Below are 21370 nucleotides of genomic sequence, written 5' to 3'. Positions count from 1 at the left end.
AAATCACTCAAATTTCGTTCCCCTAAAACCGAACCTTTCAGTCCAATCTCAGGAGCGAGCTCGTTGGCCGCCAGAAGCAACCGCCGCCCCGTTCGATGAAGCGGGTTATAGGCCCCACTCCTCATACTGTCAAACCCTATTATCACAAGATTCCAGAAAATCGCACAAGCCATTGATTCTAAACAATACTTCCCGTCACACCACCGTCATCAGAGAAAAATCCCGAAGGCAGCGGGCCGGAACGCCCGATTTTAGGGCTGCCAAACCATCACCCACCGTGCCACGGCGGCGCAGGGATGCTAAACCCGTCTCAAAGACGGTCCTATATAGGGAGTGATTGATCCATGCTGATGCTCGATGAAGCCGAAACGCGCAATGCCCTGCCCTTTGCAGGATTGATCGATGCGCTCGACCTGATGTTCCGTTCCAACCCGGAAACGCCGAAGCGGCATCATCATGCAATGAACGTGCCGGGCGAGGCGGAGGCGACGCTGCTGCTCATGCCCGCCTGGGTTCCGGGCCGCTATTTCGGCGTCAAGATGGTGTCGGTGTTCCCCGACAACAGCAAGCGTGGGCTGCCGGCGATTTTTGGCTCCTACCTATTGTCATCAGGAACGACCGGTGAGTTGCTGGCCATTCTCGACGGCGGCGAATTGACTGCACGCCGAACCGCAGCGGCTTCAGCGCTCGCGTCGCGCTATCTTTCCCGCAAGGACAGCTCCACCATGCTGGTGGTCGGAACCGGGCGGCTGTCGGTCAATCTCATCGAGGCGCACGCCGCCGTCCGACCGATCTCCCAAGTCCTTGTTTGGGGCCGCGACAAAGCCAAGGCGCAGGCTGTCAGGGACGGCGTCGCGCCGCTCGGGCTTTCCGTCTCCATTGCCGACGATCTCGAAGCCGCGGCCCGACGCGCCGACATCATCTCCTGCTGCACGCTGTCCGAACAGCCGTTGATCGAAGGGGCCTGGCTAAAACCCGGAACGCATCTCGACCTGATCGGCGCCTTCAAGCCGACCATGCGCGAGTGTGACGACGAGGCGGTGCGGCGTTCGCGAATCTATGTCGACACGCGCGCAGGCGCGCTCGCGGAAGGCGGAGACATCATCCAGCCGATTCGCGCCGGGGTCATTTCTTCTGACGATATCGTCGCCGAACTGGCCGAGCTTGCAGCTGGCGCGGCCAACGGCCGTGGAAGCGGTTCGGACATCACCTTGTTCAAGTCGGTTGGGGCGAGCCTCGAAGACCTTGCCGGCGCGATCTTTGCGCTCGAACAGATCGGCCGCAAGGCCTCAGAAGAGATCTAAGCCTTCCCAATGCAGACGCCCCTTCCCCAATACCCGGTCTCGGACGTGCTCGGCGCGATCGATGCCGCGCTCGATGCCGGTACCCGCGCCGTGTTGTCCGCCCCGCCCGGCGCCGGCAAGACAACGATCGTACCTCTTCACCTTCTTACCGCGCCCTGGCGCGGCGACGGCAAGATCATCCTGCTCGAGCCAAGACGTCTGGCAGCACGTGCCGCCGCCAACCGGATGGCATCACTGCTGGGCGAGAAAACCGGCGAAACCGTCGGCTACCGCATGCGGCTCGACCAGAAGATATCGGCCCGGACCCGAATCGAGGTGGTGACCGAAGGGGTATTTGCCCGGATGATTCTCGACGACCCCGAACTCAAGGGTGTTGCCGCCGTCATCTTCGACGAGTTCCACGAACGGTCGCTGGATGCCGATTTCGGGCTGGCGCTGGCGCTCGATGTGCAGGCAGCGCTTCGTGACGACCTCAGGATACTGGTGATGTCGGCAACGCTCGATATCGGCCGCATCGCCGCGCTGATGGACGGCGCGCCCACCATCGAAAGCACCGGACGGGCTTTTCCCGTCGAGGTTCGCTACCAGGATCGCGATTCGACCCAGCCGATCGAAGACACGATGGCGCGGGCGATCATCGATTCGCATCGGGCCGAGGACGGCTCGATCCTCGCCTTTCTTCCCGGACAGCGGGAAATCACCCGCACCGCCGAACGGCTCGAGGGGCGCTTCGGCCCCGATACGATCATTGCGCCGCTCTACGGCAATCTTTCGCAAGCCGAACAGGACCAGGCGATTCGTCCCGCGCCAGTGGGCAAGCGCAAAATTGTCCTTGCGACATCCATCGCCGAAACCTCCATCACGATCGACGGCGTGCGCATCGTCATTGACAGCGGGCTGCAAAGATTGCCGGTCTATGAGGCCTCCACGGGTATCACCCGGCTGGAAACTCGGCGTGCCTCGCGCGCCTCAGCAGACCAGCGCGCCGGACGCGCCGGACGCACCGAGCCCGGTATTGCGCTGCGGCTCTGGCATCAGGGCCAGACCGCAGCACTCGAGGCTTTTACCCCTCCAGAAATTCTCTCCAGCGACCTGTCCGGCTTCATTCTCGATCTCGCGTCCTGGGGCGTTGCCGATCCGGGCGAGCTAAAATTCCTCGATGTGCCGCCGAAGCCTGCGGTGCAGGAAGCGAAAAGTCTGCTGATGTCGCTGGCCGCCCTGGACGAGAAGGGCGGGATTACCAATGACGGGCGGCTGATTCGCAACCTTGCTCTACCGCCGCGCCTTGCATCCATGGTGCTTGCAGCCAGCCGGGAGGGACACGGGAGGGAAGCGGCCGAACTCGCGGTGCTTTTGACCGAACAGGGACTTGGCGGCAATGCCATCGACCTCGATGAACGGCTCTCGCGCTTTCGATCAGAACGCGGAGAACGAGCGGAGGCGTCCCGCAGGCTGGCGCGGCGGCTGGCCGAAAACATACCCGGCGCGAGGAAAGAAACCCTACCGACCTCTGCCGGCCGATTGCTGATGCATGCATTTCCCGACCGGATCGCGCTGCAGCGCGGCGCGCGCGGGCGCTTCGTGATGGCCAACGGTCGCGGCGGCGAGCTTGCCGAGACCGAACGGCTGGCAAAGGCCGATATGCTTGTCATCGCCGACATCACCGGCCGCGCCGGCGCACAGCGCATTCTGGCGGCTGCGGAAACGTCGCGCGCCGAAATCGATCAGGAACTGCCCGGCGCCATTCGCCGGGAGGACCAGTGCTTCTTCGATCTGGCGAGCCGGCAGGTGCGGGCTCGCCGGACGACAAGGCTCGGCGCCATCATCTTTGAAGAAGCGCCACTTCCCCGGCCGACCGGCGCGGCCGCGGCCAAAGCCCTGATGGACGGGGTAAGACAGGTTGGCCTTTCCGCCCTGCCCTTCTCCAAGGCCGGTGCGCAGCTGCGCGAGCGCATCGGCTTTCTTCACCGGGGAATCGGCGAACCATGGCCCGATGTGAGCGATGTGGCCCTGCTTGCCAGCCTGGAGGACTGGTTGCTGCCTTTCGTCGACGACGCGCGTGGGCTTGATTCGATCGGTGCCGATGCGATTTCGCAAGGGCTGCTCAGCCTGGTGCCGCATGCATTGCGGCGCGATCTGGACCGGCTGGCGCCCACCCACTTCGAATCGCCGGCGGGCAATCGCCATGCCATCGATTTCAGCGGCGAGGAGCCGAGCGTCTCGCTAAGGGTACAGGAGCTTTTCGGGCTAAAGATGCATCCGGCGATCGGCGGGGGCAAGATTCCGCTTGTGCTGGAATTGACATCGCCGGCCCATCGTCCGATCCAGACCACGCGCGACCTGCCCGGTTTCTGGAAGGGATCGTGGCGGGACGTGCGCGCCGATATGCGCGGTCGTTATCCCAAACACCCCTGGCCCGAGGATCCGGCTGAGGCGCCGCCGACGGCGCGCGCCAAGCCGCGTGGCACATGACGGAGAGCAGCAATGACACTTGACACGATCATCGGCCGGCCGGAAAGCCGCAAGCTCAGGCTCGAAACGCTGATCAGGCTCAGATGGCTAGCGGTCGCAGGCCAGGCGGTGTCGGTCGTCGTCGTCGCCTGGGTGCTGCAATTCTCATTGCCACTGATCGCCTGCGCCGGCTTGATCCTGCTGCTGGCGGCGGTCAATGCGTGGCTCAATCTCACCTACCCCTCGACATTGCGGCTGGAGCCTTCTGCGGCGCTGGCCTTGCTGACCTTCGATCTCTTCCAGCTCGCCGCTCTCCTTTACGTCACCGGCGGGCTGACAAATCCATTTGCACCGTTGATTTCCGTGCCGGTGATCATTTCGAGCGCCTCGCAGCCGCTGCGCTACAGCCTGGCTCTGGTGATGGTGGCGATACTTTGTATTACCGCCCTGGCCTTCTCACCCTTTGCGCTTCCCTGGTATCCCGGCGCTAGCGTGCCGTTCGAGCCGATGCTGCTCGCCGGCATGTGGTTCGCCATTGTCTGCACGACGTCGTTCGCAGCCTTCTATGCCTATCGGGTGTCGGTGGAGGCCAGCCAACTCGGCGAAGCGCTTGCGGCAACCGAACTGGTGCTGCAACGGGAGATGCATCTTTCCGAGCTCGACGGTCTGGCCGCCGCCGCCGCCCACGAGCTGGGCACCCCGCTTGCCACCATTGCGCTGGTCGCCAAGGAAATGAGCCGTGAGCTGTCGGCTAACGACCGCTTCTTCGACGACGTGCAGCTGCTGATCTCGCAGAGCGGGCGTTGCCGCGACATCATGAAGAGATTGACGACACTGTCGACCGGCACTGAAGAGCACATGCGCAGGATGCCGCTCTCTTCGTTGATCGAAGAGGTGTCGGCGCCGCATCGCGAGTTCGGGATCAAGATCAATGTCGTCGAGGAGAGCGCCCGCGCGGACGAGCCGATGGGACGTCGCAATGCGGGGATCGTCTACGGGCTCGGCAATCTTATCGAGAACGCCGTCGACTATGCCAGGTCCGAAGTTGCGATTCGCGTCCGCCACAACAAGGACATCGTGCAGATCGTCATCGAGGATGATGGCGAAGGTTTTGCCCCAGACATTCTGCAGCGAATCGGCGAACCCTATGTCACCCGGCGCACCGGGCATCCGAAAGCCGGTGGCCTGGGATTGGGCCTTTTCATCGCCAAAACCCTGCTCGAACGCTCCGGCGCCGAGTTGGCTTTCGAAAACAAGTCGGGTGCCTGCGTAACGATAACCTGGAAACGGTCAGATATGGAGGTTGCGACCTGATTCCATATTGGTGTTGAACAGATTCATCCTATATTGACCTGAAGCATCAGGAATGAGGGCAAGGACAGCACCATGAACGAGACCGCAGAGAAATCCGACTCATCTGAAGCTATCGGTGCAGACGGTTCGCTGCTGATCGTCGAGGATGATGCACCGTTTCTCAAGAGACTGGCACGCGCCATGGAAAGCCGCGGCTTCAAGGTCGAAACCGCAGAGTCCGTCGCGGAGGGTGTCGCCAAGGCAAAGGCACGCCCGCCGAAATACGCCGTCGTCGACCTGCGTCTTGCCGATGGCAGCGGCCTCGACGTTATCGAGACGATCCGCAGTAGAAGAGACGACAGCCAGGTGATCGTGCTGACCGGCTACGGCAACATCGCCACCGCTGTGACTGCGGTCAAGCTCGGCGCCATCGACTATCTCGCCAAGCCAGCCGATGCCGATGAAGTGTATGCGGCGCTAACGCGCAGAAGCGGCGAGAAGGTGGAACCTCCGGAAAATCCGATGTCGGCCGACCGGGTGCGCTGGGAGCATATCCAGCGCGTCTACGAAATGTGCGACCGTAACGTCTCCGAGACCGCCCGCCGGCTGAACATGCACCGTCGGACGCTGCAGCGGATTCTCGCAAAACGGGCTCCGAAGTAATCACAGGACGTCGTCGTCGCCTTGATTAGGGTTGGCGAGGCCGAGGCGTTCGGACGCCCATTCGGCATGCATGAGCCGTGCCGCGGCAATGCGGGAAATCCCTAACGTCAACGCCTTGCGTGTCGCCGGAGCGAGTTTATGCTCCGGCGCCTCCCGGATGATCTCGGCGCCATAGGAATCCGACAGGATGAAACCGCAATCCTCCGGGAAGATTTCCTGCGGCACATCGTTGAGCGTGGCAAAGAACAGCCGGTCACAATAGGCGCGGTATTCATGCCATTTCCTGTCAACGCGAAAATCCTCGATCGAAGACTTGATCTCGACAATCCAGATCTCGCCCCTCTCGGACAGGGTCACGATATCGGCGCGACGACCATTTGAAAGCGTCAACTCCGGCAATGTCGCATGACGCATGTCGTGAAACAGCCGCTGCACCCCCCTGCGGATAGCCAGCGCCCGCTGGGACTGGCGCCCGTCCTTGAGTGGGTTGTCGCCGTGAACAGATACTATGCCCATGTGATTCTCGTGCTGATGCGGGGCCGATTGTTGCAAAAAAGCAATGGAAAATCTAATTGCCGTTGCGCCCTCATTCCACGGCGTCTCATGTACTTGCAAATACGGGAATAGTGGCAATAAACCAAGAAGAGAGATGGTGGGCACAACCATCCTACTTCCACAATCCAAGTCAAGAGAAACAGATGCGCCTCCGCTCCGCGATCACGGCATTCGGCCTCCTTATCAGCCTGGGCCTTGCCTCCTGCTCCACCACGTCCGCGCCGTCATCGGATTCCGCCGCAATCGAAACGTCGGAGATCTTTACCGACTCCTATGGTCAGGTGACGGATGCCGGTTTTGCTCTGCCGGCAATTCCGATCAACAAAGTAGACAAGAAGTACCATCGCCAGATTATCTCCTACGACACTGATGAGAAGCGCGGAACGATCATCGTCGACACGAAGGATCGTTTTCTCTACTACGTTTTGGGCGGCGGCAAGGCTGTGCGTTACGGTATCGGCGTCGGCAAGCAGGGATTTGCCTGGAAGGGTGAAGCCTACATAGCCTGGAAGCAGGAGTGGCCGACCTGGCATCCGCCGGCAGAAATGGCCGAGCGCAAGCCGGAAGTCGCCAAATATGTCGAAAAGGGCCAGGAACCTGGCCTGAAGAACCCGCTTGGCGCGCGCGCCATGTATCTCTTCGACGACCAGGGCCGCGACACCCTGTTCCGCCTGCACGGCACCCCGGACTGGAGCTCGATCGGCACCGCGGCATCGTCCGGCTGCATCCGTCTGATCAACCAGGATATCATCGATCTCTATTCGCGCGTCCGTCCGGGCAAGAGCTCGCGCGTCGTCGTAATCTGAACGTTTCTTGTTTCACGTGAAAAAGCCGCTGGAGCGATCCAGCGGCTTTTGTTCTTTAGCGGAGGTCGTTTCATGAGCCGCATGCATGCTGACGAACTTCTGATCGACGAGTTACTTGCGGGGCAACTGATGTCAGCGCAATTTCCCCAATGGGCAGGATTGGTTGTTCGGCGCGTGCCATCGGCGGGCACCGACAACGCCCTCTTCAGACTCGGGGACACGCTGGTCGGGCGGTTTCCGCGCTTTGCTGCCGCGGCTGATCAGGCAGCAAAGGAGCTCAGGTGGCTGCCGGTTCTGGCCCCACATCTGCCACTGGCCGTGCCGATGCCGCTGGCAAGAGGGGCTGCGACCGAGGCTTACCCGTTTGTGTTCACCATCTGCAACTGGATCGAGGGACAGGATGTCGCGGCAGCTCCGCTCTCTGACCTGCCACAGGCGGCCGGGGACCTCGCCCAATTTATCAAGGCGCTGCAGAGCGTAGACTCCAGTCATGGCCCGCTGCCCGGCAACCACAATTTCGGGCGGGGCGTAGCACTCACCGCCCGCGATAACCAGACGCGTACCGCGATCGCAGACCTCGAGGGCATCATCGACACCAGCATTCCCGAAGCTATCTGGACTCAGTCTTTGACCCTACCCGCCTGGCAGGGCAATCCGGTGTGGATTCATGGCGATATACATCCGGGCAATCTGATCGCGAACAAGGGCCAGTTGTGCGCCGTGATCGATTTCGGCGGGCTGGCAGTCGGTGATCCTGCTACCGACCTGATGGTCGCCTGGACCTTGCTGACGGTGCAAACCCGCCCCCTGTTTCGCGCCCTGCTGCAGGTCGACGATGCGACGTGGCTTCGCGGGCGAGCCTGGGCGTTGTCGGTCGCGCTTGTTGCTCTTCCTTACTACATCAACACGAATCCGGCGCTCGTCTCGCTGTCGAGACGAGCAATCGAACAGGTCGCGGCCGATTTCGCACGCGGATCGGCCTAGCCCGGCATCGATTCTATCGGCTGATGGACGCCTTCAGTTCCTGCCTACGGCGGTGCAGAACCGGTTCGGTGTAGCCATTCGGCTGGACGCGGCCTTTCATCACCAGTTCGACCGCCGCCTGGAAGGCGATGGAATTGCCGAAGTGCGGCGCCATCGGCCGGTAAAGCGGATCATCGGCATTCTGTCCATCGACGATTTCAGCCATCCGCTTCATCGTGGAGATCACCTGATCCTCGCTGATCACGCCGTGGTGCAGCCAATTGGCCATATGCTGGGCGGAAATGCGCAGCGTGGCACGATCCTCCATCAGGCCGACATCGTTGATATCGGGAACCTTGGAGCAACCGACCCCCTGATCGATCCAGCGCACCACATAGCCGAGAATGCCCTGTGAGTTGTTGTCGATCTCGTGCTGGATTTCTTCCGACGTCCAGTTTGGCCGCGAGGCGACCGGCACACTCAATATATCGGCGAGCTTCGCTTTCGGCCGGCTCTTCAGGCTTTGCTGGACGGCAGCAACATTGACCTTGTGATAATGGGTCGCATGCAATGTCGCGGCTGTCGGCGAGGGAACCCAGGCGGTATTGGCGCCGGCCTTCGGATGGGCGATCTTCTGCTCAAGCATGGCGGCCATCAGGTCCGGCATCGCCCACATGCCTTTGCCGATCTGTGCGCGCCCGGAAAGACCGCATTCCAAGCCGGTATCGACATTCCAGTTCTCGTAGGCCGCGATCCAGGCGGACTGCTTCATGTCGCCCTTGCGGATCATCGGCCCTGCTTCCATCGAAGTGTGCATCTCGTCGCCGGTGCGATCGAGGAAACCGGTATTGATGAACGCCACCCGGTCGGACGCGGCGCGGATGCATTCCTTCAGATTGACCGTTGTCCGGCGCTCCTCGTCCATGATGCCCATCTTGATGGTGTTGGGCTGCATCTTCAGCGCCTGCTCGACGCGCCTGAAGATCTCGGCGGCGAACGCGACTTCCTCGGGGCCATGCATCTTAGGCTTGACGACATACATCGATCCGGTTGCAGAATTCTTGCGCCGGCCGTTTAGGCCGATGTCATGCAAGGCAATCAGCGCCGTGATGCAGGCGTCCATTATGCCTTCCGGCACCTCATTGCCGTGCTTGTCGATAATCGCCGGATTGGTCATGAGGTGGCCGACATTGCGCACCAGCATCAACGAGCGGCACTTGACCGAAAACGGCTTGCCGTCAGGGCCGAGATAATCGACGTCGGGGTTGAGCTTGCGGACAAATGTCTTGCCGCCCTTGGTGACATCCTCCTGCAGATCGCCCTTCATCAGGCCGAGCCAGTTGCGGTAGACGACAACCTTGTCTTCGGCATCAACGGCGGCAATCGAATCCTCGCAATCCATGATCGCAGTGATCGCCGCCTCGATCCACACGTCCGAAATGCCGGCCGGATCGGATTTGCCGATCTCGCCAGTCGGGTCGATGAGAATTTCGATCAGCAGACCATTGTTGCGCAGAAGAATCTGAAGATCGCCGCGATCGTTGCGGAGATAGCCAGCGAATTGGGCCGGATCCTTGAGGCCGGTCAGGCCGATACCACTGGTGATGGCCAGCATGCCATCGGAAACAGCGAGTGAGGTGACGTCTCTCCAGCTGCCGCCGGCAAGCGGCGCAGCCTCATCGAGAAATGCCTTGGCCCAGGCGACAACCTTGGCGCCACGCACCGGATTATAACCCCTGGTTTTTTCGGCGCCATCTGTCTCGGCGATCGCATCCGTTCCATAAAGCGCATCATAGAGCGAACCCCAGCGGGCGTTGGCTGCGTTGAGCGCATAGCGGGCGTTCATGATCGGCACGACGAGCTGAGGGCCGGCGATGGTGGCGATTTCCGGGTCGACCTTGTCCGTGCCGATGGAGAAAGGGCTGCCTTCCGGCACAATATATCCGATCTCGCGCAGGAACGCCTCATAACGCGCCATGTCGATGGGGGCGCCGTTCTGCCTGTACCAGTCATCGAGCTGCATCTGGATCGCCGTGCGCTTCTGCAGCAGCGCGCGATTCTTTGGAGCGAGATCATGAATGATCTCGGAGAGTTCCTGGAAGAAGTGATCGGGCTTTACACCGGTGCCGGGAAGCGCCTCATTGAGCAGGAAATCATGAAGCTGCTGGTCGATCCGAAGCCCGTACTGTTCCACCATGGTCATGGCGATACCCTTCTTTCAAACTTAAAATTCTGAAAGAACAGTGCGATATCGGCGCAAACCAGTCAATGCGGTCTGCCGGGGCAGGATTTGTTCCAAATTGGAAACAATCTCAGGTAATTTTCGGCCTTCCGGTCGCCGTCGCGGTGAAACGCGCTTCGACCAGCTTGCGGTTGCCTTCGATCTCCGGCGCCTCGATCACTTCGGACACATGCACCACAGGCTCATCCGCTCCGTTGTCGATTGCATGCTGGATTGCGGTTTCGACCGCCCGCCTGCGCGCCACTTCGAGCGTCTGGGCCTCACCGACCATACGCGCCGTACCGCCGCCACCCGAAATGACGAACACCCCGTCCTCGGGAGAGGTCACGGTAACGACGACTGTCTGGCTGATCTCGCCGGCAACCGCGCCAATCGCATTGGCAACTCCTGCGTCGGGAGGAATCACCGATTCGGCGTTCAGCATAGAGGCGATGGCGGGATAGTAGACATGCGCCGAAGCACCAAGCCCAATCAGCGGCCGATCCAGCGAGATCGCAAACCGCACGACACCCGGCTTCCTCGCCAGCGCCCTCTCGACGGGAATGGATTGCCCCGGATTGACGCCGTCGACGCCGTCTTCGCTCAGCGCCGCGGCGAGAATCACCTCGGACGACTGGCGAGTCATGCGCCTTTCGATCTTCTCGGCGAATTCTTCAGCCGTGGCGGCGATCGGCTTGCCAGTGCCATCCTTGGTGCGAGCGCCAAGCTCGAGCGCCAGCTGCGCCGCATCGACATTCCACTGGCTCTGTCGGCCGAGCACATGCATCGCATCCGACGGAGTGACGCCGGCGATGTGAACCAGACCGCGCGAAACCAGCCGGTCGACCGAGGCCTTCTGCATCGACGTGACCAGGAGATCGTTGAGTGCGACCGGTTTTTCCCCGATCCGCTGATAGAGCGCCTCGTCCTGCGGCGACAGACCGCTGGCGAACCGATCCGGTAGACCCGAGCGAATCGCAAAACGCCCGTCATGCCGGCCGGCATGCGTGGCCTTTAGTTGTCGGTCGAGCGCCTCGATGATTTCCGTGCCATGCAGGTGCGCAACAAGGCTGAGTGGCAGGATGCGTCGGGGCCCGAGGATGAGCGACGCCTCCAGTCCCCGCGCATTCACATGAACTTCCGAATCGCCACCCAGACCGTAGGTGCGCATAGCAACAGCCTGCACCATGGTGCGATAGCTGCCGACCACAGCGCCCTCCTCATCGAGCCGCGGCCGGCCATTATCAAGAATGGCGACATCGGTCGTGGTGCCGCCGATGTCGGAGACGACTGCATTGTCGAGTCCGGTGAGGAAGCGCGCACCAACAAGGCTCGCGGCAGGCCCGGAAAGAATGGTCTCGATCGGCCTGAGCCGTGCCTCCGCTGCCGAAATCAGCGCACCATCCCCGCGCACCACCATCAACGGCGCATTGATTCCATGTGCGGTGAGGAAATCCTCCGACGAGCCGATCAGCCGGTCGATCATCGATACCAGACGTGCATTGAGCAGCGTCGTCAAAGCTCGGCGCGGGCCGCCGAGCTTTGACGACAATTCATGACTGCAGGTGACAGGCAGCTGAGTCTTTTCGCGAATGAAATTTTTCACCCGCAACTCGTGATCGGGATTCCGGGTGGCGAAATAGCCAGCCACGGCAAATGCCGTCACGGTATTGGCAAGGTGCTCGATTTCGATCTCGAGGGGTGCAAGATCGAGCGGCGTTTCGTGGCCATAGACGTTGTGGCCGCCGGGAACGAAGACGACGGGATCGCTTCCCAGCGCCGCCTTCAATCCGTCCCGCTCGAGATCCTCAGGACCAAAACCGATCATGACCAGGCCGACGCGGCCGCCCTGGCCTTCGACCAGCGCGTTGGTGGCAAGCGTCGTCGACAGCGATGCGAGGCGAATCGATGAAGGATCGGTACCGGTCTCTTCCAGCACGTTCTCGACCGCCTTGCGGATGCCCTCGGAAAGATCGTGGCGGGTGGTGAGCGATTTCGCTCTTGCCTTCACGCCCTCCTCCGGGCTGAAGAGAACCGCATCCGTATAGGTGCCACCAGTATCAATGCCGAGAAGAAATCGCGATGCCACGCCGTTACACCATCAATTGAAAAGCTTTTGACGACCCATTGCCAGCCGGGGCACGGCTTGACGATAGGGTTTATCAGGCGACTTATGGGATTTCACGGCCGATTTCCAGACGAGGATGCGCCAGATCCATGCAAAAACCGACACGCAACAGGAATGGAAGAAATGATGAGCATTGGGAACGCCGCCAGCCGATGGCTGATCGCCAGCCTGCTTGTGGCCGGCACGACCGTTGCGCTGGCGCAGGAAGGCGATGAGGACGAATACAAGCCCGAGCTGCCCGACATGTCGATCTACAAGGCAATGCTCGATGCCAACCGCCAGCCCGGCTGGGTGCAGTTTCGCGACTACGGCAACCGCCAGCTCATCTATTTCACTGCCCTGCAGACGATGCGCTGCCGGCTCTCCGAGGTCCGTTATTCAATAAACTCTGATGCGTTGGACCTTCATTTTCCGCTTGGTCCCTGCGATCCGCAACAGCCGTTCAACATCCCGGCTGATGATCCCACCAACAAATACATCTATCTCGACCTGAAGCCGCATCAGGCAAAGACGCTGACGATCCAGGTCGTCTGGGCGGACGGATCAGGCAGCGAGATCGTCACCTACCGGCCATGCGACAATGTCGGCGAATCGACTTGCGCGCGGATCAAGAAGATCGACAAGCCGAAATCGAAGCTCAGCGCGCCGACACCGACATCGCAATCCCGTTGAGCGGCTGGGTCGTCAGCCTTTGCACCGGCCACGGCCTTGTGTTCTCGGTCACATCGAAGCGAAAGCGTTTCATCAGCACGGCAAGCGCGATGACCGCCTCCTGCAACGCAAAAGTCGCGCCGATGCAGATGCGCGGGCCCGCACCGAACGGCAGGTACTGGAATCGCCCGATGGTCTCGCGATTGCCCGGTAGAAAGCGTTCGGGAATGAAATGGCGCGGCCGGTCCCAAAGCAGCGTGTGGCGATGCAGGGTCCATGGCATGACAAGCACCGATTCGCCCTTCGGCAACTGGATCGTCCTGCCGTTTTCGTCGGTCCATTCGTCGTCTTCCAGCGGCGCCCTGTTGATCGAAGGCGCTGGAGGATAGAGACGCAACGCTTCCTCGAAAGCCGCCCGGACATGCGGCATGGCATCCAGCCAGTCGACCGGATCGGCACCGTCGGCAATGACGCGATCGATTTCGTCTTCCATCAGGCTGCGGAAATGCGGGCTTTCCGCCACGCAGTAAAGCGTCCAGGCCAGCGCGCGGGCGGTGGTTTCATGGCCGGCGCCGATGAAGGTCAGGATATTGTCCTCGATTTCATCGCGTGTCAGACCATCAGGCCCCTCAAGACGAAGCAGCAATGTCAGGAAGTCATCCGGCACGGCCGCATTGCGCTGAATAGCGGCCTTGCGCGCATCCATGGTCTCGGCGACGATGCCGCGAAACGCCCTCAGCGCCTTCCTGCCGGGAATGCGGGTCATGCGCGGCACCCAGGCGGGCGCACGCAGCAGGTCGAACGGATCGATGCGACCCATATTGTGCAGCAAGGAATCGACCCGGTCGGCAAATCCATCGGTGCCCGTGGCAATCTCGCCGGAGAACAATGTCTCCGCCAGGATTTCATAAGTCAGCTCCGTCATGCCTGTGGCGATGTTGACCTCGTCGCCTCGCTTAGCCGGCTCAATATATCTCTCTGCAAACTCCTCAGACTTTCTAAACATCTGGCTCGCGAAGCCGCGCGAATGCCGGGGCGTGAAGACCGGCGCCATGGCCTTGCGAGAACGCTTCCAGACGTCGCCCTCGGCTGTCAGCAGGCCATCGCGCAAAATGGGTCTCAGCACCAGTTGGCGGATCGGCTGCATTGCGTAGTTGGAGGCATTGTCGACAAGCACGTGCTTGATAAGGCCGGGATGATTGGCAATGGTCGTCAACTGGCCGAAGAACTTCACCTGAAGGTAGGGAAGCGTGTAGCTCGGCTGGCCCCAAAGCTCCAGCGGATTGCGAAACATCACGCGGATTATTTCGAGCCGCGACGGCGGAACGGTTCGCGGGATCGGTGCTGGTGGTTCGAAAGGTTCGGGGCGGATATCCATTGCTGATCTTCCTCTGCCCCCGAAAACAAAGACTATAAGAGGCCCTTCAGCTCGGCAAGCTTGTCGTTGATCAGCCAGCCGTAATAGTTTTCTTCCGGCAGCAGTGGCGGCTCGCCATTGGCGGCACGCGCCTTGTTCCTGGCAGCCAATGCATAGGCGCGCTGCGAAGGATTGCCGACATTGTAAAGCGTCGAGGTGAGGCCGGGATTGTTGGAAATGTCCATGCCGGCAATACGTTCGTAGTCGTCGATCGACATCTTGATCGCCGCAGCCATATAGGCCAGCGACTTGTCAGGATCCATGATCGCCTCATAGACCGCATTGGCGTCTTTCTCACTGATCTTCGGATAACCCGATACCTTGTTGACGAGATCGGAGAGTTCAAGTGCCGTCAGAGGATTGATCTGGCCAAGCCCAAACGTCTGGCCGGCGTAGAACGGCTGGAAGAACACAGCCGAGAAGCGGTTGTCGGGGTAATCCCGGCCATCGACCGACTTGCCGCGAAAACTCTCGCCCCAGACGCGTTCGCGGCAGGTCCAGGCCGCATATGAGCCCTTCTTGCCATCACACTTGTCGAATTCGGGCCGGGCAATGAAATCATCGATCTTCTCGCCGTCATAGGCGAACCGGAAGCTGTTGCCGGCATAGGATGCCGCCTTGATGTAGTAGTTCTGCAGCCGGTCGTAGGCATCCACATTATAGGTATGTTCACCGACGATGGCGCCGATCATATGGATTGGTGCGATGCCATAGGCGCGTGCCGTCATCTTGATCTTGGAGATCAGCTGGCTGTCCGTGGCCAGCAGATCACGGACCTTTTCGTACTTCGCATCGAATGTGGTGCGGCCCGCCTTGGTGCGGCGTTGCGAGGCACCCGGCACTTTCGGCTGCTCGGCATGGCGATTGCCTTCCGGAACTAGGGTTACAGCCGAGGCGTCGGTCGCCCAGATCAATGTAAGACTGAAAAGAGCGATCAGTGGCAGCAGCAATCGGCGCAAGGTGGTGGTATCCGCTTGGTTCTGGAATGGGCCCAGCCCAAGCGAATGACCTGCAATCGTGTCAAAATCAAGAGCCGGAATCGCTTCCGGCCCTGATTTCGCCATAAGTCTTTACGGGGCCTTACAGAATGTAACGCGACAGATCTGTATTGGCGGCCAGCTCGCCGACATGGGTCTGCACATAGGCGGCATCCACGTTCACCTGCCGGTTCGGCTGATCCGGCGCTTCAAAGGACATTTCGTCAAGCACCCGCTCCATGACCGTCTGCAGGCGCCGCGCACCGATATTCTCGACCGTCGAGTTGAGCTTGACGGCAACATCGGCCAATGCATCGATCGCATCCTCGGTAAAGGACAGCGTGACATTCTCGGTCGCCATCAGCGCAATGTACTGCCGTATCAGGCTGGCCTCGGTTTCCGTCAGGATGCGGCGGAAATCCTCCTTGGTCAGCGCCTGCAGCTCGACACGGATCGGCAGACGACCCTGCAGTTCGGGCAGCAGGTCCGATGGCTTGGAAACATGGAACGCTCCCGAAGCGATGAACAGGATGTGATCGGTCTTTACCGGGCCATATTTGGTGGAAACGGTGGTGCCTTCGACGAGCGGCAACAGGTCGCGCTGGACGCCTTCGCGGGAGACGCCGGCGCCGACGCCACCGTCACGAGCGGCGATCTTGTCGATCTCGTCGAGGAAAACGATGCCGTCATTTTCCACCGACAACACCGCTTCGCGCGAGATCTGCTCGCTGTCGATCAGCTTGTCGGATTCATCGGCGATCAGCAGCTTGTAGGAATCCTTGACGGTCGTCTTGACCTTCTTTGAACGTCCGCCCATCGCCTTGCCGAGGATATCGGACAGGTTGAAGACACCGACATTGGCTCCGGCCATGCCCGGAATGTCGAAGCCCGCAGGGTTTGATGTATCGGCGACCTCGATGTCGATTTCCTTGTCGTCCAGTTCGTTGTCCCTGAGCTTCTTGCGGAAGGAATCACGGGTCGCCGGCGATGCTGTCGCGCCGACCAGGGCGTCCAGCACACGTTCCTCGGCATTCAGATGCGCCTTGGCGTTGACGTCAGCGCGCTTCTTTTCACGCACCAGCGTAATACCGACCTCGACCAGATCACGGATGATCTGCTCGACGTCGCGGCCGACATAGCCGACTTCGGTGAACTTGGTCGCCTCGACCTTGATGAAAGGCGCGCCGGCCAGTCGCGCCAAGCGCCGCGATATCTCGGTCTTGCCAACGCCGGTCGGCCCGATCATCAGGATGTTCTTCGGCATCACCTCGTCGCGCAGATCGCCAGTCAGCTGCTGGCGGCGCCAGCGGTTGCGGAGCGCGATCGCGACGGCGCGCTTGGCGTCCCGCTGGCCGATAATGAAGCGGTCGAGCTCGGAGACGATTTCTCTCGGGGTAAATGTGCTCATCTTCTTTCCATTTCATATCTGGCATCGACATGCATCATCAATACGGTGCCATACTCAGTGTTGCGAATATCATCTTTGACAAATCCGGCCTTTTGATAGGCACGGATCGCATTGCGGTTATCGGGGTCCGGGTCGGTTACGACGCGGCTTGCACCCGCCTCGACTAGCATCCGGCAAAAGGCCCGGATCATTGCCGGCCCGTGGCCGAGACCGGTCAGATCGGCCACGCCGATGAACTGGTCGATACCAAGCGTGCCGGCGGGCTGATCCCGGTAGGGATGCTCATACTCCTGATGCGGATCATAGGACTGGATATAGCCAATCGGCCTATCCAGCAGCGACACGATGTATGGCCTGACCGAGGATCCATCGAGGAATTCCGACATTTCAGCAATCTCGCCCTCCGGATCACCCCACCACTGGCGAACGTGCGGAGCCGACAGCCAGCTCTTCAGCAGCGGCAGGTCGGCCTGCTCCAGCGGCCTGAAGCCATAGACACCGTTACTCCGCATCCAGCGTTTCGACCACGACGTTGTGATTGGTATAGACACAGATGTCGCCGGCGATCTTCATTGCCCGGCGGGCGATATCCTCGGCCGTCTTGTCGCTGTCCATCAGCGCCCTGGCCGCAGCATAGGCATAATTGCCACCCGAGCCGATCGCTATCGTGCCGTGTTCCGGCTCAAGCACATCGCCGTTGCCGGTGACGGCCAGCGTGATCGACTTGTCGGCCACCAGCATCATTGCCTCGAGGCGACGCAGATACTTGTCGGTTCGCCAGTCCTTTGCAAGTTCGACGCAGGCGCGCTGCAACTGGCCCGGATACTGCTCGAGCTTGGCCTCAAGCCGCTCAAGCAAGGTGAAAGCGTCGGCGGTCGCGCCTGCGAAACCAGCGATCACCTCGCCTTTCGCCAGCCGGCGCACCTTGCGGGCATTGCCCTTCATGACGGTCTGGCCAAGCGACACCTGACCGTCGCCCGCCATCACCACCTGACCATCCTTGCGAACGGTGATGATGGTCGTGGCATGCATGGTTCCATAAGGATTTTCGTCACTCATAACTGTCTCAACTCTTGCCTTGTCGCCGCGCGTGAAGCGGCCGTTGCGGATTTATGTAATGAAGAGCGAGTGAAATACAATCCCGGGGCATTTTTGCCGGGGTAAAGCTGGATTCTTTAAGCTCACCCTGATAAGGAGCCGGAGAAATCGGACTTGAGGTCCAGACCCTAGAAAAGACAGGTACTTGGATGGCAGATGACGGCTTGAAACGCACCGGCAGCGTGTCGCGCAAGACGAACGAGACCTCAGTCTCGGTGACGGTCAATATCGACGGTACCGGCACCTCGAAGATCTCGACCGGCGTCGGCTTCTTCGACCATATGCTGGAGCAGCTTTCGCGTCATTCGCTGATCGATATGGAAATCGACACCAAGGGCGACCTGCATGTGGACGACCACCACGCCGTTGAAGACACCGGCATCGCGATCGGACTGGCCCTCTCCAAGGCACTTGGCGACAGACGCGGCATTACCCGTTATGCCTCCCTGGATCTTGCCATGGATGAAACCATGACGCGGGCCGCAATCGACGTGTCGGGCCGGCCGTTCCTCGTCTGGAATGTGGCCTTCAGCGCCCCGAAGATCGGTACCTTCGACACCGAACTGGTGCGCGAATTCTTCCAGGCACTCGCCATGAATGCAGGCATCACCCTGCACATCCAGAATATTTATGGCGCCAACAATCACCACATTTCAGAGACATGCTTCAAGGCGGTGGCCCGCGTGCTGCGCACGGCAACCGAAATCGATCCGCGCCAGGCTGGCCGCATCCCGTCAACGAAGGGCAGTCTCTGACGTTCCATGGCAAATTTCTATGTTTTGACGCCCCCCGTGCCGAAAGACCTCGAAAAGGACACCCTGTTCATTCGGGACGGCTTTTCGTGGCTCGCATTCCTGTTTCCCCTGCCTTGGCTACTGTTCATGAGAATGTGGTTGATCGCAGGCCTTGCAGCCATTTTCTATCTCGTTGTAGCAATCGCCGCCGAGCAATGGAATCTGGAGGGTCTTCCCATCGCCTTCAGCTTCATTCTGAGCCTGTGGACCGCGCTTGAAGGCAACTATGTCCGCGCCAGGATGCTCGAACGCAAGGGCTGGGATATCAAGGCCGACATCGCGGCAAGCGATCTAGACGAAGCCGAGGAAATCTATTTTACCGCAGAGCAGGCGGCGCGACTCAGCCGCCCCTACATTCCGCGCCTGGAGGGCTATGGCGCCGGAAAAGCCCCGGTGACGCTCGCTCTCGGCCTCATTGGATCCAACGGAGACCGCTGATGCGCGTGGCAATCATCGACTACGGTTCGGGCAACCTGCGGTCCGCCATCAAGGCGTTCGAGCGTGCCGCACGTGAAACCGGCCTCGATGCGGAGATCGAATTGACCGACAAGGCCGAGCGGGTGGCCACGGCCGACCGCGTCGTGCTCCCGGGTGTTGGCGCCTATGCCGATTGCCGCCGGGGGCTCGACGCCGTGCCAGGCATGGTGGCGGCCCTGCGCGAAACAGTGGAAACCAAAGCCCGCCCTTTCCTCGGTATCTGCGTCGGCATGCAGCTGATGTCATCCCGCGGCCTGGAAAAGACCGTGACCGAGGGATTGGACTGGATCGCCGGAGACGTGGTGCTGATGACGCCAGCCGATCCGGAGCTCAAGATCCCGCAGATCGGCTGGAATACGCTGACACTCAACCGCCCGCATGCGCTTTTCGACGGAATTCCAACCGGCGACGACGGCCTGCATGCCTATTTTGTGCATTCCTATCATCTCGCTGCGCAAAACCCATCCGATATCGTGGCGACCACGGACTATGGCGCGGCGTTGACCGCTTTCGTGGCGCGCGACAACATGGCCGGCGCCCAGTTCCACCCGGAAAAGAGCCAGGCGCTCGGATTGAAACTGATTGCAAATTTCCTGAAGTGGACACCATGATATGATCCTCTTTCCCGCCATCGACCTGAAGGACGGCCAGTGCGTACGGCTGAAGCTCGGCGACATGGAGCAGGCCACGGTCTATAATCCCGACCCTGCCGCGCAAGCGAAAGCCTTCGAGGACCAGGGCTTCGAGTGGTTGCACGTGGTTGACCTGAATGGCGCCTTTGCCGGCGAGAGCGTCAATGGTACAGCCGTCGAGGCGATCCTGAAGGCGACCAGGAACCCGGTGCAGCTCGGTGGCGGTATCCGCACCCTTGCGCATATCGAGTCCTGGCTGGCGAAGGGCCTGTCCCGCGTCATCCTGGGCACGGTCGCCGTGCGCGACCCGGCGCTGGTGATCGAGGCTTGCAGACTCTTTCCGGGCAAGGTTGCGGTGGGCATCGATGCCAAGGGCGGCAAGGTTGCGGTGGAAGGTTGGGCGGAAGCCTCCGAACTCGGCGTGATCGAGCTCGCCAAGCGGTTCGAGGGCGCGGGCGTTGCCGCCATCATCTATACCGACATCGACCGCGACGGCATTCTGGCCGGCATCAACTGGGCTTCGACGCTGGAGCTGGCACGCTCCGTCTCGATTCCCGTCATCGCCTCCGGTGGACTTGCCTCGCTCGACGATATCCGCCGATTGGCGGAGCCGGATGCGGCGATCCTCGAAGGTGCAATTTCCGGCCGGGCGCTCTACGATGGGCGCATTGATCCTGCCGAGGCCCTGAAGATTTTGAAGGCCGCATAGAGCGGAGGCGAGCCATGACCCTGAAAGCCCGCGTAATCCCCTGCCTCGACGTCAAGGACGGCCGCGTCGTCAAAGGCGTGTCCTTCGTCAACCTGGTCGATGCCGGAGATCCGGTCGAGGCGGCGATCGCTTATGACGCCGCCGGCGCCGACGAGCTCTGCTTTCTCGATATCACCGCATCGTCCGACAATCGCGAGACGATCTTCGACGTCGTCGCACGGACGGCCGAACAATGCTTCATGCCTGTCACCGTGGGCGGCGGCGTACGCACGCTCGCCGACATCAGAAAGCTGCTGCTCTGCGGCGCCGACAAGGTGTCGATCAATTCAGCAGCAGTGAAAAATCCAGATTTCGTAGCCGAGGCCGCCGACAAGTTCGGCGACCAGTGCATCGTCGTGTCGCTCGACTGCAAGAAAGTCTCGAAAGCCGATGAAGCCGATCGCTGGGAGATCTTTACCCATGGCGGCCGCAATCCGACCGGCATCGACGCGGTCGAATTTGCCGAAGCGATGGTCAAGCGCGGCGCGGGCGAGCTGCTTTTGACCTCGATGGACCAGGACGGCCAGAAGACCGGCTACGACCTCGCCCTGACGCGCACTATCGCCGACGCCGTTGCGGTCCCGGTCATCGCGTCGGGCGGCGTGGGCACACTTGATCATCTGGTCGACGGCATCCGCCAAGGCCATGCAAATGCGGTGCTTGCGGCCTCGATTTTTCACTTCGGAACCTATACGATCGGCCAGGCAAAGCGCTACATGGCGGATCATGGGATTGCCATGCGTCTCGATCAGATCTGAGGCCGAGACAGACAGAGGAGTAGGCC

The 21370-nt window shown here is 60.9% G+C and carries 20 protein-coding genes; 12 read left to right on the top strand and 8 right to left on the bottom strand.

The window, feature by feature from the left end:
• Positions 1–344 precede the first annotated feature (344 nt).
• From lhpI to JJB09_RS19475, 4 genes are all read left to right on the top strand, one after another.
• On the top strand, positions 345–1304 hold the full coding sequence (gene lhpI / locus JJB09_RS19490; protein WP_201662143.1) for a bifunctional Delta(1)-pyrroline-2-carboxylate/Delta(1)-piperideine-2-carboxylate reductase: 960 nt from the start codon (positions 345–347) through the stop codon (positions 1302–1304).
• A 9-nt stretch (positions 1305–1313) separates the two neighbouring features.
• Entirely contained in the window at positions 1314–3776 is a 2463-nt protein-coding gene (gene hrpB, locus JJB09_RS19485) for an ATP-dependent helicase HrpB (RefSeq protein WP_201662140.1), read from the top strand.
• A 12-nt stretch (positions 3777–3788) separates the two neighbouring features.
• Positions 3789–5069: an ActS/PrrB/RegB family redox-sensitive histidine kinase gene (locus JJB09_RS19480; RefSeq protein ID WP_201662137.1), complete on the top strand. Its 1281-nt coding sequence runs from the start codon at positions 3789–3791 to the stop codon at positions 5067–5069.
• Between the two features lie 72 nt (positions 5070–5141).
• Positions 5142–5711 (top strand): ActR/PrrA/RegA family redox response regulator transcription factor, encoded by a 570-nt coding sequence (locus JJB09_RS19475; RefSeq protein ID WP_201662128.1) that lies wholly within the window; start codon positions 5142–5144, stop codon positions 5709–5711.
• Here JJB09_RS19475 and JJB09_RS19470 read toward each other — a convergent pair whose 3' ends face one another.
• On the bottom strand, positions 5712–6227 hold the full coding sequence (locus JJB09_RS19470; protein WP_201662121.1) for an MmcB family DNA repair protein: 516 nt from the start codon (positions 6225–6227) through the stop codon (positions 5712–5714).
• A gap of 182 nt (positions 6228–6409) precedes the next feature.
• On the opposite strand from JJB09_RS19470, the gene JJB09_RS19465 reads away from it, so the two are divergent.
• Positions 6410–7072 carry a L,D-transpeptidase gene (locus JJB09_RS19465; RefSeq protein ID WP_201662118.1) on the top strand — a complete coding sequence of 221 codons (663 nt, stop codon included), beginning with the start codon at positions 6410–6412 and terminating at the stop codon, positions 7070–7072.
• A 72-nt stretch (positions 7073–7144) separates the two neighbouring features.
• Positions 7145–8056, top strand: a complete 912-nt coding sequence (locus tag JJB09_RS19460) for an aminoglycoside phosphotransferase family protein (protein WP_201662115.1) — start codon at positions 7145–7147, stop codon at positions 8054–8056.
• Positions 8057–8069: 13 nt separating this feature from the next.
• Here JJB09_RS19460 and JJB09_RS19455 read toward each other — a convergent pair whose 3' ends face one another.
• Both JJB09_RS19455 and JJB09_RS19450 read right to left on the bottom strand, forming a co-directional pair.
• The gene (locus tag JJB09_RS19455; RefSeq protein WP_201662112.1) at positions 8070–10238 is read right to left on the bottom strand and encodes a malate synthase G; all 2169 of its coding nucleotides are present in this window, start codon (positions 10236–10238) and stop codon (positions 8070–8072) included.
• 109 nt (positions 10239–10347) lie between these two features.
• On the bottom strand, positions 10348–12345 hold the full coding sequence (locus JJB09_RS19450; RefSeq protein ID WP_201662109.1) for a hydantoinase/oxoprolinase N-terminal domain-containing protein: 1998 nt from the start codon (positions 12343–12345) through the stop codon (positions 10348–10350).
• A gap of 165 nt (positions 12346–12510) precedes the next feature.
• On the opposite strand from JJB09_RS19450, the gene JJB09_RS19445 reads away from it, so the two are divergent.
• Entirely contained in the window at positions 12511–13056 is a 546-nt protein-coding gene (locus tag JJB09_RS19445; protein WP_201662107.1) for a hypothetical protein, read from the top strand.
• On the opposite strand, the gene JJB09_RS19440 is transcribed toward JJB09_RS19445, so the two are convergent.
• The 5 genes from JJB09_RS19440 to hslV all read right to left on the bottom strand — a co-directional run bounded on the left by JJB09_RS19440 (position 13022) and on the right by hslV (position 17896).
• Positions 13022–14413, bottom strand: a complete 1392-nt coding sequence (locus JJB09_RS19440) for a cytochrome P450 (RefSeq protein ID WP_201662104.1) — start codon at positions 14411–14413, stop codon at positions 13022–13024. The genes JJB09_RS19445 and JJB09_RS19440 overlap by 35 nt on opposite strands.
• Before the next feature lie 32 nt (positions 14414–14445).
• Positions 14446–15411, bottom strand: a complete 966-nt coding sequence (locus tag JJB09_RS19435; RefSeq protein WP_246748795.1) for a DUF1402 family protein — start codon at positions 15409–15411, stop codon at positions 14446–14448.
• 121 nt (positions 15412–15532) lie between these two features.
• Complete coding sequence (gene hslU / locus JJB09_RS19430) at positions 15533–16837, bottom strand: ATP-dependent protease ATPase subunit HslU (RefSeq protein WP_201662098.1); 1305 nt, start codon at positions 16835–16837, stop codon at positions 15533–15535.
• Positions 16834–17349 (bottom strand): GNAT family N-acetyltransferase, encoded by a 516-nt coding sequence (locus tag JJB09_RS19425; protein WP_201662095.1) that lies wholly within the window; start codon positions 17347–17349, stop codon positions 16834–16836. Before JJB09_RS19425 ends, hslU begins: the two co-directional genes overlap by 4 nt.
• The gene (gene hslV, locus JJB09_RS19420) at positions 17339–17896 is read right to left on the bottom strand and encodes an ATP-dependent protease subunit HslV (protein WP_201662080.1); all 558 of its coding nucleotides are present in this window, start codon (positions 17894–17896) and stop codon (positions 17339–17341) included. Before hslV ends, JJB09_RS19425 begins: the two co-directional genes overlap by 11 nt.
• 188 nt (positions 17897–18084) lie before the next feature.
• On the opposite strand from hslV, the gene hisB reads away from it, so the two are divergent.
• From hisB to hisF, 5 genes are read left to right on the top strand one after another with little or no spacing between them, the layout of a single operon-like run.
• Positions 18085–18690: an imidazoleglycerol-phosphate dehydratase HisB gene (hisB, locus tag JJB09_RS19415; protein ID WP_201662077.1), complete on the top strand. Its 606-nt coding sequence runs from the start codon at positions 18085–18087 to the stop codon at positions 18688–18690.
• A gap of 6 nt (positions 18691–18696) precedes the next feature.
• A complete protein-coding gene (locus tag JJB09_RS19410) occupies positions 18697–19167 on the top strand; it encodes a DUF2628 domain-containing protein (RefSeq protein WP_201662074.1) in 471 nt (156 codons plus the stop codon).
• On the top strand, positions 19167–19817 hold the full coding sequence (hisH, locus tag JJB09_RS19405) for an imidazole glycerol phosphate synthase subunit HisH (RefSeq protein WP_201662071.1): 651 nt from the start codon (positions 19167–19169) through the stop codon (positions 19815–19817). Before JJB09_RS19410 ends, hisH begins: the two co-directional genes overlap by 1 nt.
• Position 19818: 1 nt before the next feature.
• Entirely contained in the window at positions 19819–20547 is a 729-nt protein-coding gene (gene hisA / locus JJB09_RS19400) for a 1-(5-phosphoribosyl)-5-[(5-phosphoribosylamino)methylideneamino]imidazole-4-carboxamide isomerase (protein ID WP_201662068.1), read from the top strand.
• 14 nt (positions 20548–20561) lie between these two features.
• Positions 20562–21344 (top strand): imidazole glycerol phosphate synthase subunit HisF, encoded by a 783-nt coding sequence (gene hisF / locus JJB09_RS19395; protein WP_201662065.1) that lies wholly within the window; start codon positions 20562–20564, stop codon positions 21342–21344.
• Positions 21345–21370: the final 26 nt, after the last annotated feature.

This window comes from Phytoamicus setariae (assembly GCF_016722925.1).
GTDB classification, from domain to species: Bacteria; Pseudomonadota; Alphaproteobacteria; order Rhizobiales; family Rhizobiaceae; genus Rhizobium_E; species Rhizobium_E setariae.
This window is presented reverse-complemented; position numbering and strand designations above follow the sequence as displayed.

Bases quoted from the DNA above. Each gene is read 5' to 3' on its own strand.
- lhpI (WP_201662143.1), top strand. From the start codon at position 345: ATGCTGATGCTCGATGAAGCCGAAACGCGCAATGCCCTGCCCTTTGCA.
- hrpB (WP_201662140.1), top strand. From the start codon at position 1,314: ATGCAGACGCCCCTTCCCCAATACCCGGTCTCGGACGTGCTCGGCGCG.
- JJB09_RS19480 (WP_201662137.1), top strand. From the start codon at position 3,789: ATGACACTTGACACGATCATCGGCCGGCCGGAAAGCCGCAAGCTCAGG.
- JJB09_RS19475 (WP_201662128.1), top strand. From the start codon at position 5,142: ATGAACGAGACCGCAGAGAAATCCGACTCATCTGAAGCTATCGGTGCA.
- JJB09_RS19470 (WP_201662121.1), bottom strand. From the start codon at position 6,227: ATGGGCATAGTATCTGTTCACGGCGACAACCCACTCAAGGACGGGCGC.
- JJB09_RS19465 (WP_201662118.1), top strand. From the start codon at position 6,410: ATGCGCCTCCGCTCCGCGATCACGGCATTCGGCCTCCTTATCAGCCTG.
- JJB09_RS19460 (WP_201662115.1), top strand. From the start codon at position 7,145: ATGAGCCGCATGCATGCTGACGAACTTCTGATCGACGAGTTACTTGCG.
- JJB09_RS19455 (WP_201662112.1), bottom strand. From the start codon at position 10,238: ATGACCATGGTGGAACAGTACGGGCTTCGGATCGACCAGCAGCTTCAT.
- JJB09_RS19445 (WP_201662107.1), top strand. From the start codon at position 12,511: ATGAGCATTGGGAACGCCGCCAGCCGATGGCTGATCGCCAGCCTGCTT.
- JJB09_RS19440 (WP_201662104.1), bottom strand. From the start codon at position 14,413: ATGGATATCCGCCCCGAACCTTTCGAACCACCAGCACCGATCCCGCGA.
- hslU (WP_201662098.1), bottom strand. From the start codon at position 16,837: ATGAGCACATTTACCCCGAGAGAAATCGTCTCCGAGCTCGACCGCTTC.
- JJB09_RS19425 (WP_201662095.1), bottom strand. From the start codon at position 17,349: ATGCGGAGTAACGGTGTCTATGGCTTCAGGCCGCTGGAGCAGGCCGAC.
- hslV (WP_201662080.1), bottom strand. From the start codon at position 17,896: ATGAGTGACGAAAATCCTTATGGAACCATGCATGCCACGACCATCATC.
- hisB (WP_201662077.1), top strand. From the start codon at position 18,085: ATGGCAGATGACGGCTTGAAACGCACCGGCAGCGTGTCGCGCAAGACG.
- JJB09_RS19410 (WP_201662074.1), top strand. From the start codon at position 18,697: ATGGCAAATTTCTATGTTTTGACGCCCCCCGTGCCGAAAGACCTCGAA.
- hisH (WP_201662071.1), top strand. From the start codon at position 19,167: ATGCGCGTGGCAATCATCGACTACGGTTCGGGCAACCTGCGGTCCGCC.
- hisA (WP_201662068.1), top strand. From the start codon at position 19,819: ATGATCCTCTTTCCCGCCATCGACCTGAAGGACGGCCAGTGCGTACGG.
- hisF (WP_201662065.1), top strand. From the start codon at position 20,562: ATGACCCTGAAAGCCCGCGTAATCCCCTGCCTCGACGTCAAGGACGGC.